Consider the following 15,967-nt stretch of genomic DNA (forward strand, 5'->3'; position numbering starts at 1 on the left):
TGCTGCGGCGCGCAGCCAGTGGGAAGCCCGGCTTGCCGCCAGCGCGCACGCCGACGAATTCAGCCGCCGCATGGCGGGCCGCCTGCCGGCCAGCGGCAGTGCGGTCTTCACCGACTACATGGCCGGGCTTGCCGCCACCCCGCCCAAGGTGGCGACGCGCAAGGCCAGCGAGATGGCGCTGGACGCGCTGGTGCCGGCGCTGCCCGAACTGCTCGGCGGCTCGGCCGATCTGACCGGATCGAACAACACCAAGGCCAAGGGCCAGGCGCTGTTCACCGCTGATGATTACAGCGGGCGCTATGTGCATTATGGCATTCGCGAATTCGGCATGGCCGCGGCGATGAACGGCATGGCGCTGCATGGCGGGGTGATCCCCTATGGCGGCACCTTCCTGGTGTTCAGCGATTACATGCGCAACGCCATCCGCCTGGCCGCCATCCAGCAGATCCGCGTGATCCATGTCGCCACGCATGACAGCATTGGCCTGGGCGAGGATGGCCCCACCCACCAGCCGATCGAGCATCTCGCAAGCTTGCGCGCCATGCCCAATCTGGCAGTATGGCGTCCGGCCGATGCGGTGGAGACCGCCGAGGCGTGGAACTGTGCCCTCGAAGCGCAGACCCGTCCCTCAATCCTGGCGCTGTCGCGTCAGAATCTGCCGGCGCTGCGCACCGACGTCGCGGAAAATCGTTCGGCCAAGGGGGCGTATCGCCTGACGGCTGCGACAGCGCCGCGCGCTGCCGTGCTGATCGCCACCGGTTCGGAAGTGCATATCGTCGCCGAAGCGGCCGCGCTGCTGGAGGCTGATGGCATCGGCTGCGATGTCGTCTCGATGCCGTGCTGGGAGGTCTTCGCCGCGCAGGATGAGGCTTACAAGGCCGACGTGCTGCCGGCCGGTGTGCTGAAGGTCTCGGTGGAAGCCGGGGTGACGATGGGCTGGGAACGCTGGACGGGCAGCGACGGCCTCAACATCGGCATTGATCATTTCGGCGCGTCGGCGCCGGCCGATCGGCTCTATGCCGAATATGGATTGACCGCGCCGGCGATTGCCGCGCGGGTGAAGGCCCAACTGGGCCGCTGAGGAAGGACCAAGGACATGGCTGTGAAGGTTGCAATCAACGGCTTCGGGCGCATCGGCCGCAACGTGCTGCGCGCCATCATCGAATCCGGCCGCACCGATATCGAGGTTGTGGCGATCAATGATCTCGCCTCGCCACAAGCCAATGCCCGCCTGCTGGCGCGCGACAGCGTGCATGGCGCCTTTCCGGGCAGCGTGAGCGTGGATGGCGATGCCATCGTGGTGAACGGCAAGCGCATCGCGGTGACTGCCGAGCGTGACCCGGCCAAGCTGCCGCATGCCGCCATGGGCGTGGATATCGCCCTGGAATGCACCGGTTTCTTCACCGATGCCGCCAAGGCCGGCGCCCATATCACGGCCGGTGCGAAGAAGGTGCTGATCTCCGCCCCGGGCAAGAATGTCGATCTGACCGTGGTTTACGGCGTCAACCACGCCAAGCTGGCGGCCGAGCACAATATCGTTTCCAACGCCTCGTGCACCACCAACTGTCTGGCGCCGGTCGCCATGGTGCTGGACCGTGAGTTCGGCATCGTGAAGGGCCTGATGACGACGGTGCACGCCTATACCAACGATCAGAAGATTCTTGATCAGATTCATGACGATCCGCGCCGTGCCCGCGCCGCTGCGCTGTCGATGATCCCCACCACGACAGGCGCCGCGCGTGCCGTGGGCGAGGTGCTGCCGCAATTGAAGGGCAAGCTGGATGGTTCTGCCATCCGCGTGCCGACGCCCAACGTCTCGGTGGTGGACCTGACCTTCGAAAGCGCCAAGACGACGACGAAAGATGAGGTGAATCAGGCGCTTGCGGCGGCTTCCGCTGGCGCATTGAAGGGTATCCTCGATTTCTCGGTCGAGCCTCTGGTGTCGATCGACTTCAACCACAGCCCGGCCTCGTCCACCGTCGACAGCCTGGAAACCGCGGTGATCGGCGGCAATCTGGTGCGCGTGCTGGCCTGGTACGACAATGAATGGGGCTTCTCCAACCGCATGGCCGATACCGCCGTCGCCATGGGCAAGTTCCTGTAAAACAATGGCGAACTTCTGCACCATTGATGACATGCCGGCCTTGCAGGGCAAGGTTGTGCTGGTGCGCGCCGATCTCAATGTGCCGATGGCCGACGGCCGTGTTGGCGACGACACCCGTCTGCGCGCCGCCGTGCCGACCATATCGGCGCTGGCCGATGCCGGTGCCAAGGTGCTGGTGCTGTCGCACTTTGGCCGCCCCAAGGGGCGTGACGAGAAGAACAGCCTGAAGCCGATTTCGCTGGCATTGGCGTCCGTTCTGGGCCGTCCGGTGGCCTTTGCCGATGATTGCGTGGGCCAGCCGGTGACGGACGTTGTCCGGGCGTTACCCGCTGGCGGGATCGCGGTGCTGGAGAACACGCGTTTCCATGCCGGCGAGGAAGCCAATGATCCGGCCTTCGTCGCCGCGCTCGCCGCGGCCGGCGATTTCTACGTCAACGACGCCTTTTCGGCCGCCCACCGCGCCCATGCCAGCACCGAAGGCCTGGCGCACGTGCTGCCGGCCTTTGCCGGGCGGACGATGGAAGCCGAGTTGAAGGCGCTGCAGGCCGCGCTCGGCACGCCCAAGCGCCCCGTTGCGGCGGTGGTTGGCGGCGCAAAAGTGTCGAGCAAGATCGACGTGCTCACCCACCTGGTCGAAAAGGTCGATCACCTGATGATCGGCGGCGGCATGGCCAACACCTTCCTCGCGGCGCGCGGGATCGATGTCGGCAAATCGCTGTGCGAGCATGAGCTGAAGGACACGGCGCTTGATATCATGGCGCGGGCCGAGAAGGCCGGCTGCACCATCCACCTGCCCTATGACGTGGTGGTGGCCAGGGAGTTCAAGGCGCATGCCGCGAGCCGCATCGCCAATATCCACGACATCCAGGCCGACGAGATGGTGCTGGATATCGGCCCGGCCGCGGTCGAGGCGCTGGCCGATGCGTTGAAGACCTGCGCCACCTGCGTGTGGAACGGGCCGCTGGGCGCGTTCGAGATCGCGCCCTTTGATGCCGCGACCGTGGCGCTGGCCCGCACGGCAGCGGCGCTCACGCAAGGCGGCAGCCTGCTCACTGTCGCCGGTGGGGGTGACACGGTGGCGGCACTGGCCCATGCCGGGGTGACCAAGGATTTCAGTTTCATTTCCACGGCCGGCGGCGCCTTCCTGGAGTGGATGGAAGGCAAGGCGCTGCCGGGCGTCGTCGCGCTGCAACAGGGATAAGGAACGCAAGCCATGTCGATCACGCCCACCGTCAAGGCCATTCTCGCCAATTACGAGAGCGACAATCCCGGCACCAAGGCCAATCTGGCGCGCATGCTGATGCAGGGCCGGCTGGGCGGCACCGGGAAGATGGTGATCCTGCCGGTGGACCAGGGTTTCGAGCATGGCCCGGCGCGCAGCTTTGCGCCCAACCCCGAAGCCTATGATCCGCATTACCACTATCAGCTCGCCATTGATGCCGGCCTGTCGGCCTATGCCGCGCCCTTGGGCATGCTGGAAGCCGGTGCCGACACGTTCGCCGGCCAGATCCCGACGATTCTCAAGGTCAACAGCTCGAACAGCTGGGCCACCGGCATCAACCAGGCCGTCACCGGCGGTGTGGACGACGCGCTGCGGCTGGGCTGCGCGGCCATCGGCTTCACCATCTATCCGGGTGCCGACGACGTGTTCGACATGATGGAGGAGTTCCGCGAATTGGCCGCCGAAGCCAAGTCGGTCGGCCTTGCCACCGTGCTGTGGAGTTACCCGCGCGGCGGCAATCTGACGAAGGACGGTGAACTGGCGCTCGACGTTGGCGCCTATGCTGCGCACATGGCGGCACTGCTCGGCGCGCACATCATCAAGGTAAAGCTGCCGACCGCCCACATCGAGCAGAAGGATGCGGTGAAGGCCTATGAGGGCGGTGACTGGTCGGCACTGTCCAGCCGCGTCGCCCATGTCGTGAAGTCCTGCCTGAACGGTCGCCGCCTGGTGGTGTTCTCCGGCGGCGCCACCAAGGGCACCGATGCGGTGTTCAGCGATGCGGTGGCGATCCGTGACGGTGGCGGCAACGGCAGCATCATCGGCCGCAACACCTTCCAGCGCCCGCGCGCCGAGGCGATGGCGATGCTGGACAAGATCGTCGATATCTATCTGGGCAAGGCCTGAACCGCGCCGTGACCGACGACGAACTGGTTCCGCTGCCCGCCGATTTCGCCGACCGTTTCGAACAGGACGAGCGGCCGCCGTGCCAGCTCTATGTCATCTCACCGGCGCGGATCGCGATTCCGGCCTTCACCGACAGCCTGAAGGCGGCGCTCGATGCCGGCCCGGTGGCGGCGTTCCAGCTGCGGCTGAAGGACGTGAGCGACGACGAGGTGCTGCGCGCCTGCGAAGCGTTGCTGCCGGTGTGCAAGTCTGCGGATGTGGCCTTCATCCTGAATGATCGCGCCGATCTCGCCAGGCAGGCCGGCGCCGATGGCGTGCACCTCGGGCAGGGCGATGGCGGCATCGCCGAGGCCCGCGCGCTGTTGGGCCGAGAGGCGCAGATCGGCCGCACCTGCCACGACAGCCGCCACCTCGCCATGGAAGCCGGCGAGCAGGGCGCCGATTATGTCGCCTTCGGGGCCTTTTACGACACCACCACCAAGCCCAGCCATTACCGGCCGACGCCGGACATCCTCAGCTGGTGGATCACGCTCAGCCAGCTGCCCTGCGTCGCCATTGGCGGCATCTTCCCGCACAACGCCGCGCCGTTGGTGGCGGCCGGCGCCGATTTCATCGCGGTGGTGCGCGCCGTGTGGGAGCATGAAGGCGGTCCGGGGGCCGGGGTGAAGGCGTTTGGAGACGTGCTGGGCTGGTAAGCCTTGACGTCAGCATGTGAACCGGCCACTGTATTGCTATTGCAATACAGGAGGGCATCATGCAGTGGGCGATCAGGGCAGGGGTGCTGGCCTTGGGGCTGATCGGGGTGGCGGTTGCAGCCCAGCCAAAGGCCAAGCCGCCAGCCGCTCCGCCACCCGTGCAGGTGATGGTGCTGGGCACCTATCATTTCGGCAATCCCGGCCTTGATATCAACAACATGAAGGCGGATTCGGTGCTCACACCGCAGCGGCAGGCCGAATTGCAGCGCGTGGCTGAGGCCATCCTCGCCTTTCGCCCGACCAGGGTGATGGTGGAACGGCAGAGCAATGAGCCGGGCTTTGCCGTGCCGGATTACGCGACGTTCGACGCCGCCATGCTGGCCAGCCGCGCCAACGAGACAGTGCAGATCGGCTATCGCATCGCCCGGCTGGCCGGATTGACCGCGGTGCAGGGCATTGATGAACAGCCGGGCCCCGGCGAGCCCGACTATTTCCCCTATGGCAAGCTGGAGGCCACCGCGCAGCGGCTGGGCCAGACGCCGGTGCTGGAGCGGCTGAACGGTGAGGTCGGCGCCTGGCTGAAGGATTTCGAGGCCGCACAGAAGACAAGCAGTGTCGGCCAGCTGCTGGCGCGCATGAACGATCCCAACGGGCTGCAGGGCAAGATGGATTATTATTACGGCGCGCTGGGCATTGGCGACCGCGATGATCAGAGCGGGGCCGACCTCAACGCCATGTGGTATCTCAGGAATGCCAAGATCTTCGGCAAGCTGATGCAGGCCTCGCAACCCGGAGACCGCGTGCTGGTGATCTATGGCAGCGGCCACCTGTTCTGGCTGCGCCACTTCGCGCGGCACACGCCCGGCTATGTTGATGTGGATGCCATGCCCTATCTGAAGAAGGCGCGCTGAGGGCGAATATTCCCACCCCCAACCCCCGTTGATTGCAGCAGGGGAGCCGTGCAGGGCGTGGCCCGACCTGCTCCCCTCCCTTGCAAAGGGAGGGGCCGGGGGAGGGTGCTTGCCGGCCGGGCTCCGTGCAGCCGGGAAAGACCCTCCCCCGACCCCTCCCTGCCAGCAGGGAGGGGAGCAATGCAGTCGGCCCTTTCCCTGCTAGCGGGGCAGAAGAGTGACGGATTGCGGCTCTGCCTTGCCCACGCCGCCCGCATCCGCTAAGGCCGCCTCGCTCTTTCGCATCCCTGTTCCCCGTACTGCGGCCGGCGCCTGCTGGCCCAAGGATATTGCCATGGTCGCCCATTCGTCGCTCATCACCGTCATGGAAAAGGCCGCGCGCAAGGCCGCGCCCAAGCTGCGCCGCGATTTCGGGGAAGTGGATGCACTGCAGGTCAGCCGCAAGGGCCCGGCCGATTTCGTGTCCAATGCCGACAAGGCCGCCGAAGCCAGCGTGGTCGAAGTGCTGCGCCACGCGCGGCCCGATTGGGGCCTGCTGCTGGAAGAAGGCGGCGAGATCAAGGGCGAGGATGAACGCTGCCGCTGGATCGTCGATCCGCTGGATGGCACGTCCAATTTCCTGCACGGCATCCCGCATTTCGCCATTTCCATTGCCGCCGAAATCGATGGCGAGGTGACGGCCGGCCTGATCCACCAGCCGCTGACGGGCGAAAGCTATTGGGCGGAAAAGGGCCGCGGTGCCTGGCTTTCGACCCAGCGGCTGCGCGTGTCGGGCCGGCGTGATCTGAATGATTGCCTGGTGGCGACCGGCATTCCCTATCAGGGCCATGGCAATCGCGAACAGTTCGGCAACATATTGGATGCGGTGATGCCGGAAGTTGCCGGTGTGCGCCGCTTTGGCGCCGCCAGTCTCGATCTGGCCTGGGTGGCGGCCGGGCGCTTCGATGGCTTCTGGGAAACCGGTCTCTCTTATTGGGACATTGCGGCGGGCATCCTGCTGATCAAGGAAGCCGGCGGCTTCGTCAGCGATTTCCGCGGCAGCGATGGCATGGTCGGCCGCCGCGAGATCATCGCCGGCAACCAGTCCATCCAGTCGCGCCTGCACAAGATCGTGGCGGGCGCGCTACGCTGATATCACCCGTCACCCCGGCGAAAGCCGGGGCCCATCGCCCGCACTGATCGGCTTCGCGCGTTTCGGGGTGTGAGAGCCAATCGTCATGCGACCCGACGATTGTGCACGTGGGGACGCCTGGGCGATGGGCCCCGGCTTTCGCCGGGGTGACGATATTGGGTGTGTGGTGGCTCCGCCAACGCCGCAGCCTTGACAAAATGTCGCATTTTTTGGCCGCCAGAGGTTGCCGCAGCGCAGCAGGGCGGCTAAACCCAAGTGCATCGCAACAGCTGTTGGAAGCCCCCAGGCCATGTCGGCCATTGCCTCAGACTATCTGCCGGTGCTGCTGTTCTTCGCAGTGGGCATCGCCTTCGCGCTGATCTTCGTCAGTGTGCCGATCGCGGTATCGGCCCTCACCGGCACGGCCAAGCCGGAAGCGGTGAAATTGTCGGAATATGAAAGCGGCTTCCCCGCCTTTTCCGATGCGCGCACCAAGTTCGATGTGCAATTCTACCTGGTGGCAATCCTGTTCATCGTCTTCGATCTGGAAGCGGCCTTCCTGTTCCCGTGGGCGGTCAGCCTGCACTGGGGCGGGGAAAGCGCCTGGTGGGCGATGATGGAATTCCTCGGCGAGCTGGCCATTGGCCTGGTTTATGCCTGGAAGGTGGGAGCACTGGAGTGGGAGTGATCGTGCCTGAAAATTCTGGCGCGATTGCGCTGCCGGAGAATAATCGCGACCTCTTCCTTGGCGATGTGAGTCAGGAAGTGGCGGACAAGGGCTTCCTTGTCACCTCGACCGAAGACCTGTTCCACTGGGCGCGCACCGGCAGCCTGTGGTGGATGACCTTTGGCCTCGCCTGCTGCGCGGTCGAGATGATGCACACCAACATGCCGCGTTATGACCTGGAGCGGTTCGGTGTCGCCCCGCGCGCCTCGCCGCGCCAGTCGGACGTGATGATCGTGGCCGGCACCTTGTGCAACAAAATGGCCCCGGCGCTGCGCCGCGTTTATGACCAGATGGCCGAGCCGCGCTATGTGATTTCCATGGGCAGCTGCGCCAATGGTGGCGGCTATTATCACTACAGCTATTCGGTGGTGCGCGGGTGTGACCGGATCGTGCCGGTGGACATCTATGTGCCTGGCTGCCCGCCGACCGCCGAAGCGCTGCTTTATGGCATCCTGGCCCTGCAGCGGAAGATCCGCCGCGTCGGCGTGTTTGAACGGTAAGCGCCATGGGCATCGTTGCACCTGAAGTGGGCAAGCACAGCTGGCCGGTGATGGCCACGCACGATGGGCTGAAGGACCGGTTGGCCGAACTGCTCGGCGATGCGCTGATCGAAGTGATCGCGCATGCTGGCGAAACCAGCGTGCTCGTGCAGCGTGACCGGCTGGTGGAGGTGGTGACCAAGCTGCGCGATGCGCCCGACCTCAGGCTCAACCAGCTCATCGACATTTGCGGCGCCGATTATCCGGAGCGGGCCGAACGCTTCGAGGTGGTGGTGCATCTGCTGTCGATGGCGCTCAATCTGCGGCTGCGGGTGAAGGTCTCGACCGATGGCCACGCCCCGGTGCCGTCGCTGGTCGAGGTCTGGCCCAACGCCGGCTGGTACGAGCGCGAGACTTGGGATTGTTATGGCGTGATGTTTGCCGGCAATCCCGACATGCGCCGCATTTTGACGGACTATGGCTTTGAAGGCCATCCGTTCCGCAAGGATTTCCCGCTGACCGGCCATGTCGAGCTGCGCTGGTCGGAAGAGCACAAGCGCGTGGTTTATGAGCCGGTGAAGCTGGCCCAGGATTTCCGCAGCTTCGATTTCCTCAGCCCCTGGGAAGGCACGGACTATGTGCTGCCGGGCGATGAAAAGGCAGGAAAATGAGCAGTCTCGGTTCCGCTGGCGCCGCGTGGACGGCTGACGACACCATCGACGTGCTGCCCGCCAAGGACGGCAACGAGATCCAGAACTACATGATCAATTTCGGGCCGCAGCACCCGGCGGCGCACGGCGTGCTGCGCCTGGTGATGGAACTGGACGGCGAGCTGATCGAACGCTGCGACCCGCACATCGGCCTGCTCCACCGCGGCACCGAGAAATTGATCGAATACAAGACCTATCTGCAGGCGCTGCCCTACATGGACCGCCTCGATTACGTGTCGCCGATGTGCATGGAGCACAGCTATGTGCTGGCCATCGAGAAACTGGCCGGCATCGAGGTTCCGCTCAGGGCCAAGTACATCCGCACGCTGTTTGCCGAGATCACCCGCATCCTCAACCACATCATGAACACCACCGCGCACGCCATGGACGTGGGCGCGATGACGCCGATCCTGTGGCTGTTCGAGGAACGCGAAAAGCTGATGGAATTCTATGAGCGCGTCAGCGGCGCGCGCTTCCACGCGGCCTGGTTCCGGCCGGGCGGCGTGCATCAGGATCTGCCGGCCGGCTTGCTCGAAGACATCATCGCCTGGTGTGATGGCTTCCCCAAGGTGCTCGACGAGATGCAGGGCCTGGTGGCCGACAACCGCATCTTCAAGCAGCGCAATGTCGATGTCGGCGTGATTTCCAAGGAAGACGCCATCCGCATGGGCTTCACCGGGCCGTGCCTGCGCGCCAGCGGCGTCGCCTGGGATCTGCGCAAGAGCCAGCCCTATGACGCCTATCACCTGGTGGATTTCGACGTGCCGGTCTCCACCGATGGCGACTGCTATGCCCGTTTCATGGTGCGCATGGCCGAAATGCGCGAAAGCCTGAAGATCATCCGCCAGTGCGTGAAGGACATGCCGGCCGGCAAGCACATCACCGACAACCGCAAGGTGGCGCCGCCGTCGCGTTCGGAAATGAAGCGCTCGATGGAAGCGCTGATCCACCATTTCAAGCTCTACACCGAAGGGCTGCATGTGCCGGCCGGCGAAGCCTATGTGGCGACCGAAAGCCCCAAGGGCGAGTTCGGCATCTACATGGTGGCCGATGGCACCAACAAGCCGTGGCGTTGTCACATCCGCGCGACGGGCATGGCACACCTGCAGGCGATGGATTTCCTGTGCAAGGGCCATCTGCTGGCCGACGCGCCGGCGGTGCTGGGCAGCCTCGACATCGTGTTCGGCGAGGTGGACCGGTGACGAAGCTCGCCATCGCCGAGGCGATGATCGCGCATTACAACGCGCAGGATGCCGATTCCTATGTGGCGTTGATGACCGATGATGCGGTGGAAGCCGGCTATCGCGGCGCGGTGCTGCGCGATGGGAAAGAGGGCGTGCGGGCGGGGCTGAAGGCGATGTTTGCCCAGTTCCCCGAAAATCGCGCCGAGATCATCACCGGTTATGAGCTGGGCCCGTTCGCCGTGCTGCACGAGAAGGTGTGGCGCACAGCCGACGGCGAGCCGTTCGAGGTGATGAGCGTCTATAGTTTCGAGGGCGACCTGTGCAGCCGCGTGGAGTTCATCCGGTGAGCGACTTTACCGATTTCAGCTGGACCGAAGCCAACGCCGCCGAAGCGCAGCGCATCTTCGGCCTGTATCCGCCCGGCCGGCAGGCCAGCGCGATCATGCCGCTGTTGTGGCTGGCGCAATATCAAGTGCGCGATGAAACCGGTGTTGCCTGGCTGCCGGTACCGGTGATCGAGTTTGTCGCCAACCAGGTGGGCATGCCCTATATTCGCGCCTACGAGGTCGCCAGCTTCTACACCATGTACAATCTGAAGCCGATCGGCCGCTATCATGTGCAGGTGTGCGGCACCACGCCGTGCATGCTGCGCGGCAGTGATGACATATTGAAGGCCTGCAAGGACAAGGGCCTGAAGAAATATGGCACCACCGATGATGGCCTGTTCACCCTGACCGAAGTCGAGTGCCTGGGCGCCTGTGCCAACGCGCCGATGGTGCAGATCAACGATCATAATTATGAAGACCTGACCTACGACAGCATGACCGCAATCCTGGAGATGCTGGCGCGGGGCGAGGAGCCGACGGTGGGCAGCCAGATTGGCCGCACCGCGTCCTGTCCCGAAGGCGGTCCGACGACCTTGCAGGAGATGGTGTGATGCTGGCCGACAAGGATCGCATCTTCACCAATCTCTATGGTTTCCAGCCGTGGACCCTTGATGCCGCGAAGAAGCGCGGCGACTGGGCGGACACCAAGGATCTCATGAGCGTTGGCCCGGATGCGCTGATCGACGCGATCAAGGCCAGCGGCCTGCGCGGGCGCGGCGGCGCCGGCTTCCCGACGGGCATGAAGTGGAGCTTCATGCCCAAGACGCCGAACCCGGACCGGCCGTCCTACCTGGTGGTCAATGCCGATGAATCCGAACCCGGCAGCTGCAAGGACCGCGAGATCATCCGCCATGATCCGCACAAGCTGATCGAAGGCGCGCTGATCGCCGGCTTTGCCATGCGCGCGCGCGCCGCCTTCATCTATATCCGCGGCGAATATATCGCTGAAGCCAAGGTGCTGATGGCCGCCGTGCAGGAGGCTTATGCCGCCGGGCTGATCGGCAGGAACGCCTGCGGGACGGGCTATGATTTCGATGTCGTCGTCCACCGCGGCGGCGGGGCGTATATCTGCGGCGAAGAAACCGCGATGATTGAGAGCCTGGAAGGCAAGAAGGGGCAGCCGCGCCTGAAGCCGCCGTTCCCGGCCGGCGCCGGCCTCTATGGCAACCCGACGACGGTGAACAATGTCGAGAGCATCGCCGTGGTGCCGACCATCCTGCGCCGTGGCCCGGAATGGTTTGCCGCCATCGGCCGGCCCAAGAATGAAGGCACCAAGCTGTTCCAGATCAGCGGCCATGTGAACCGGCCGTGCGTGGTGGAAGAAGCCATGGGTCTGCCGTTCCGCGAGCTGGTCGACACGCATTGCGGCGGCATCAAGGGCGGGTGGGACAATCTGCTGGCGGTGATCCCCGGCGGCTCTTCCGTGCCGCTGGTGCCGGCGCACCAGATCATCGACGCGCCGATGGATTTCGATGGCCTCCGCGACCTCAAGTCCGGCCTCGGCACCGCCGCCGTGATCGTGATGGACAAGTCCACCGACATCGTGCGGGCGATTGCGCGGCTGAGCTATTTCTACAAGCATGAAAGCTGCGGCCAGTGCACGCCGTGCCGCGAAGGCACCGGCTGGATGTGGCGGGTGATGGAACGGCTGGTCACTGGCGATGCTGAACCACACGAGATCGACATGCTGCTCGACGTGACCACCCAGGTCGAAGGTCACACCATCTGCGCGCTGGGTGATGCCGCCGCCTGGCCGATCCAGGGCCTGATCCGGCATTTCCGTCCGGAAATCGAGGCGCGGATCGCGAAGCGCAAGGGCTTCGTGCAGGTGCCGCACGCGGTGGCGGCGGAGTAACGCTTCAGGGAGCGAAAATCGCCCCTTTCCACTGGCCTTTTTCCCGGCTTTCCCCTAATCCAGACAGGCATTTGAAGCCTGCCTGGAAGAGCCAAGAAAAGCACAATGGAATCAACCACTACACCCCCCGCCGGCGAGCCCGATATCAAGCCCATTTCCATCGTTTCGGAAATGCGGACGAGTTTCCTTGATTATGCCATGTCGGTCATCGTTTCGCGCGCGCTGCCGGATGTGCGTGATGGCCTGAAACCGGTGCACCGGCGCATCCTGTGGGGCAGCTACGAAAACGGCTTCACCCACGCCAAGCCCTATCGCAAATCGGCGCGCATCGTCGGCGACGTGATGGGCAAATATCACCCGCACGGTGACAGCGCGATCTATGACGCGTTGGCGCGCATGGTGCAGGATTGGTCGATGCGGCTGCCGCTGATCGACGGTCAGGGCAATTTCGGATCGATGGACCCGGATGCCCCGGCGGCCATGCGCTATACCGAAGCGCGGCTGGCGAAATCGGCCGAAGCGCTGCTCGCCGATATCGAGAAAGACACGGTCGATTACGTGCCCAATTACGACGGTTCGGAAAACGAGCCGACCGTGTTGCCGGCGCGTTTCCCCAACCTGCTGGTCAACGGCGCCGGCGGCATCGCGGTCGGCATGGCGACCAACATCCCGCCGCACAACCTGAATGAAGTGATCGACGCGGTCCGCGCCTGGCTTGATGACCCGATGATCAGTGTCGAAGGCCTGATGCACCATCTGCCGGCGCCGGATTTCCCGACCGGCGGCATCATCCTGGGCTCGAGCCAGCTCAAACAGGCCTATGAGACCGGGCGCGGCAGCATCCGTATCCGTTCGCGCCACGTGGTTGAGGAAGGCCGCGGCGAGAAGCGCGCCATCGTGCTGACCGAGATTCCTTTCCAGCAGGGCAAGAACGCGCTGGTGGAAAAGATCGCCGAAGCGGTGAAGGACAAGCGCATCGAGGGCGTGTCTGACCTGCGCGACGAATCCAACCGCGAAGGCGTGCGCATCGTGCTCGACCTGAAGCGCGACGCGACGCCGGACGTGGTGCTGAACCAGTTGTGGCGCCACACGCCGGCGCAGCAGAGCTTTGCCATCAACATGCTGGCCATCCGCGGCGGCCGCCCGGAACTGATGGGCCTGAAGGACATCATCCACGCCTTTGTCGAGTTCCGCGAACAGGTCATCACCCGCCGCTCCAAGCACGAGCTGATGAAGGCGCGCGAGCGGGCGCACCTGTTGATCGGCCTGGTCATCGCGGTGGCCAACCTGGATGAAGTGGTGCGCATCATCCGCGCCAGCGCCAGCCCGTCCGACGCGCGCGAGACGCTGATGGCGCGCGACTGGGATGCCACGGAAATCCGCCCCTATCTGGCGTTGGTCGAAGCCGGCACCGTGGATGTCGACGCGCCGACCATCCGGCTTTCGGATGCGCAGGTGCGCGCTATCCTCGATCTGCGGCTCAACAAGCTCACGGCGCTGGGCCGTGACGAGATCGGCAGCGAATTGCGCGAACTGGCGGACAGCATCGCCGACCTGCTCGAAATCCTGACCAGCCGCGTGCGCCTGCGCACCGTGCTGCGCAGCGAGCTGGATGGAGTGGCTGACGAGTTCCAATCCAAGCGCCGCACCGAACTGGTGTTCAACGCCGAAGACATCGACGACGAGGACCTGATCGAGCGCGAGGACATGGTGGTGACCGTGACCCGCGATGGCTGGATCAAGCGGGTGGCGCTGGCCGAATATCGCGCCCAGGGCCGCGGCGGCAAGGGCCGCAACGCCATGGCCACCAAGGACGAGGATGCGGTGACGACGCTGTTTGTCACCTCCACCCACAATCCGGTGCTGTTCTTCTCCACCGCCGGCAAGGTTTATCGCCTGAAGGTCTGGCGCCTGCCGCAGGGCGGCCCGCAGGCCAAGGGCAAGCCGATCAACAATCTGCTGCCGTTGGCCGAGGGCGAGACGATCATCACCACCCTGGCGCTGCCGGAGGACGAGACCGAATGGGGCCGGCTGCACGTGATGTTCGCGACGGCCCACGGCAGCGTGCGCCGCAACGCCATGGACAGTTTCACCAACGTGCCGACGGCCGGCAAGCTCGCCATCCGCTTTGAGGACGGCGATGATGACCGGCTTATCGGCGTGGCGCTGTGTGACGAGGCCGATGATTGCTTCCTCGCGGCGAAGAGCGGCAAGGCCATCCGCTTCCCGGTCGATGACGTGCGCGAGTTCGTGTCCCGCACCTCGACGGGTGTGCGTGGCATGACGCTGGCGGCGGGCGACGAGGTCGTTTCCATGGCGATCCTCAAGGGCTTTGAGGCCAGCACCGAAGAGCGCGAGGATTATCTGAAGGCGGCGGCCTGGAAAGCGGAGCCGGGCGAGCGTGTGCTGTCCGAAACCCGCATGGCCCAGTTCGCGGCGGCTGAGGAGTTCATCCTGACGGTGACCGCCAACGGCTTTGGCAAGCGTTCATCGGCGTTCGAATATCGCCAGTCGGGTCGCGGCGGGCAGGGCATCCGCAACATCGCCGAAAGCGATCGCAACGGCGATGTGCTGGCCAGCTTCACTGCGCGCGATGGTGACGATGTCATGCTGGTGACCGACCAGGCCAAGCTGATCCGGCTGCGCGTCGGCGATATCCGCATCATGGGCCGGGCCGCACAGGGGGTGACCCTGTTCAAGGTGGCGGATGACGAGCATGTCGTCTCGGCCGCGCTGATCCCGTCGGATGGTGAGGATGCGGGCGGCGATGACGCGGGTGATGCCGCTGACGACGGGGCGGGCAGCGAAGCCTAAGCGACGCGCGCCGCCCGGGCCAGCAGTCCGCGGCCAACGCCAAGCGTGATCAGCCACTGGCCGCCGAAATAGAGCGCCCAGACAAGGGCGCCGTCCACCACCGGCCCCACGAGGTGCCCGCCGCCCATGCGCAGCACCAGGATGGTGTCGGACAGCACGAAGGCGATGGCACCCAGCGCCGCCAGCCGCGGGAAGCGACTGAGCCACAGGCTGGCGGCCATGCCGGTGAGCAGCACCGCATAGACCATGGTCAAGCCCCAGGGCTGGCTGGCCGGGGTGAGCAGCGGCGGCATGATGAGGCCATAGAGGATGAGGCTGGCGGCGATCAGCCGGTCACGCACGGCGGCGTCGCGGCGGTGGCGGGCATAGAAGGCGATGGCGACGGCATGCCCGGCGGCAAAGCTGGCGGCGCCGGCGATGAACAGGCCCGGCAACTCCAGCAGCACGTCGCCCAGCGCGCCCAGCGCCATGATCGCGGCCAGCACGCGGGCGCCCGGCGCCTTCAATTGCCAGGCCGAAAGCGCCAGCAGGGCAACGCCGCTGCCTTTCAGCGCGGTCTGCACAGGGCCGTCGATCAAGGGGGCGAGCAGCAGGAAGGCAAGGCCCGCGGCCAGCGATGTCGCCAGCCCGGCGCGAAAGCCGAGCGGCAGGCCGGCCAGCGGCAACGAGGCGACGAAGGCCGGCATCGCTGAACAGTCTCGCCCGTGGCGGCGGGGAGGGCAAGGCTTGGCGGCCAAACTCACTCATTGTTCATGTTGAGCGCGATATTGGGCCGGCCTACGGTGTGTGTGACCGGTTGACGCGGAAGCGACGACGGCTTAGCCCAACCCGGCATGAGTTGAGGCCAAAAGATCCTTGTGGGA

The 15,967-nt window shown here is 65.2% G+C and carries 15 protein-coding genes and 1 pseudogene; 15 read left to right on the plus strand and 1 reads right to left on the minus strand.

The window, feature by feature from the left end; all coding sequences use genetic code 11:
* The 15 genes and pseudogenes from GJ693_RS02750 to gyrA form a co-directional block, all read left to right on the plus strand.
* Nucleotides 1-1,081: transketolase-like TK C-terminal-containing protein (locus tag GJ693_RS02750; RefSeq protein ID WP_328598813.1), on the plus strand; the 1,081-nt coding region annotated here is incomplete at its 5' end.
* A 15-nt stretch (nucleotides 1,082-1,096) separates the two neighbouring features.
* A complete protein-coding gene (gene gap, locus GJ693_RS02755; RefSeq protein WP_156254807.1) occupies nucleotides 1,097-2,104 on the plus strand; it encodes a type I glyceraldehyde-3-phosphate dehydrogenase in 1,008 nt (335 codons plus the stop codon).
* Nucleotides 2,105-2,108: 4 nt separating this feature from the next.
* On the plus strand, nucleotides 2,109-3,305 hold the full coding sequence (locus GJ693_RS02760) for a phosphoglycerate kinase (protein ID WP_156254808.1): 1,197 nt from the start codon (nucleotides 2,109-2,111) through the stop codon (nucleotides 3,303-3,305).
* A 12-nt stretch (nucleotides 3,306-3,317) separates the two neighbouring features.
* On the plus strand, nucleotides 3,318-4,232 hold the full coding sequence (locus GJ693_RS02765) for a class I fructose-bisphosphate aldolase (RefSeq protein ID WP_156254809.1): 915 nt from the start codon (nucleotides 3,318-3,320) through the stop codon (nucleotides 4,230-4,232).
* Between the two features lie 8 nt (nucleotides 4,233-4,240).
* The gene (thiE, locus tag GJ693_RS02770) at nucleotides 4,241-4,927 is read left to right on the plus strand and encodes a thiamine phosphate synthase (protein WP_156254810.1); all 687 of its coding nucleotides are present in this window, start codon (nucleotides 4,241-4,243) and stop codon (nucleotides 4,925-4,927) included.
* Nucleotides 4,928-4,986: 59 nt separating this feature from the next.
* Nucleotides 4,987-5,838 carry a DUF5694 domain-containing protein gene (locus tag GJ693_RS02775; protein WP_156254811.1) on the plus strand — a complete coding sequence of 284 codons (852 nt, stop codon included), beginning with the start codon at nucleotides 4,987-4,989 and terminating at the stop codon, nucleotides 5,836-5,838.
* A 334-nt stretch (nucleotides 5,839-6,172) separates the two neighbouring features.
* Entirely contained in the window at nucleotides 6,173-6,970 is a 798-nt protein-coding gene (locus tag GJ693_RS02780) for an inositol monophosphatase family protein (protein WP_156254812.1), read from the plus strand.
* A gap of 289 nt (nucleotides 6,971-7,259) precedes the next feature.
* Nucleotides 7,260-7,637: an NADH-quinone oxidoreductase subunit A gene (gene ndhC, locus GJ693_RS02785; RefSeq protein WP_156254813.1), complete on the plus strand. Its 378-nt coding sequence runs from the start codon at nucleotides 7,260-7,262 to the stop codon at nucleotides 7,635-7,637.
* Nucleotides 7,638-7,660: 23 nt separating this feature from the next.
* Nucleotides 7,661-8,176: a NuoB/complex I 20 kDa subunit family protein gene (locus GJ693_RS02790; RefSeq protein WP_197041922.1), complete on the plus strand. Its 516-nt coding sequence runs from the start codon at nucleotides 7,661-7,663 to the stop codon at nucleotides 8,174-8,176.
* Between the two features lie 5 nt (nucleotides 8,177-8,181).
* Nucleotides 8,182-8,817 (plus strand): annotated as a pseudogene (locus tag GJ693_RS02795) (NADH-quinone oxidoreductase subunit C); the annotation flags it as partial.
* A 5-nt stretch (nucleotides 8,818-8,822) separates the two neighbouring features.
* Complete coding sequence (locus tag GJ693_RS02800; protein WP_408014531.1) at nucleotides 8,823-10,067, plus strand: NADH-quinone oxidoreductase subunit D; 1,245 nt, start codon at nucleotides 8,823-8,825, stop codon at nucleotides 10,065-10,067.
* Nucleotides 10,064-10,396, plus strand: a complete 333-nt coding sequence (locus GJ693_RS02805) for a nuclear transport factor 2 family protein (protein WP_268893144.1) — start codon at nucleotides 10,064-10,066, stop codon at nucleotides 10,394-10,396. Before GJ693_RS02800 ends, GJ693_RS02805 begins: the two co-directional genes overlap by 4 nt.
* Entirely contained in the window at nucleotides 10,393-10,986 is a 594-nt protein-coding gene (nuoE, locus tag GJ693_RS02810; protein WP_197041918.1) for an NADH-quinone oxidoreductase subunit NuoE, read from the plus strand. Before GJ693_RS02805 ends, nuoE begins: the two co-directional genes overlap by 4 nt.
* On the plus strand, nucleotides 10,986-12,290 hold the full coding sequence (nuoF, locus tag GJ693_RS02815; RefSeq protein ID WP_156254816.1) for an NADH-quinone oxidoreductase subunit NuoF: 1,305 nt from the start codon (nucleotides 10,986-10,988) through the stop codon (nucleotides 12,288-12,290). Before nuoE ends, nuoF begins: the two co-directional genes overlap by 1 nt.
* Before the next feature lie 105 nt (nucleotides 12,291-12,395).
* Nucleotides 12,396-15,104, plus strand: coding sequence for a DNA gyrase subunit A (gene gyrA, locus GJ693_RS02820; protein WP_156254817.1), 2,709 nt, complete (start codon nucleotides 12,396-12,398; stop codon nucleotides 15,102-15,104).
* Here gyrA and GJ693_RS02825 read toward each other — a convergent pair.
* Complete coding sequence (locus tag GJ693_RS02825) at nucleotides 15,101-15,790, minus strand: lysoplasmalogenase family protein (RefSeq protein ID WP_156254818.1); 690 nt, start codon at nucleotides 15,788-15,790, stop codon at nucleotides 15,101-15,103. The two genes, gyrA and GJ693_RS02825, sit on opposite strands and share 4 nt — an antisense overlap.
* Nucleotides 15,791-15,967 lie beyond the last annotated feature (177 nt).

It is taken from the genome of Sandarakinorhabdus oryzae, assembly GCF_009733735.1.
Taxonomy (GTDB): Bacteria; Pseudomonadota; Alphaproteobacteria; order Sphingomonadales; family Sphingomonadaceae; genus Sandarakinorhabdus; species Sandarakinorhabdus oryzae.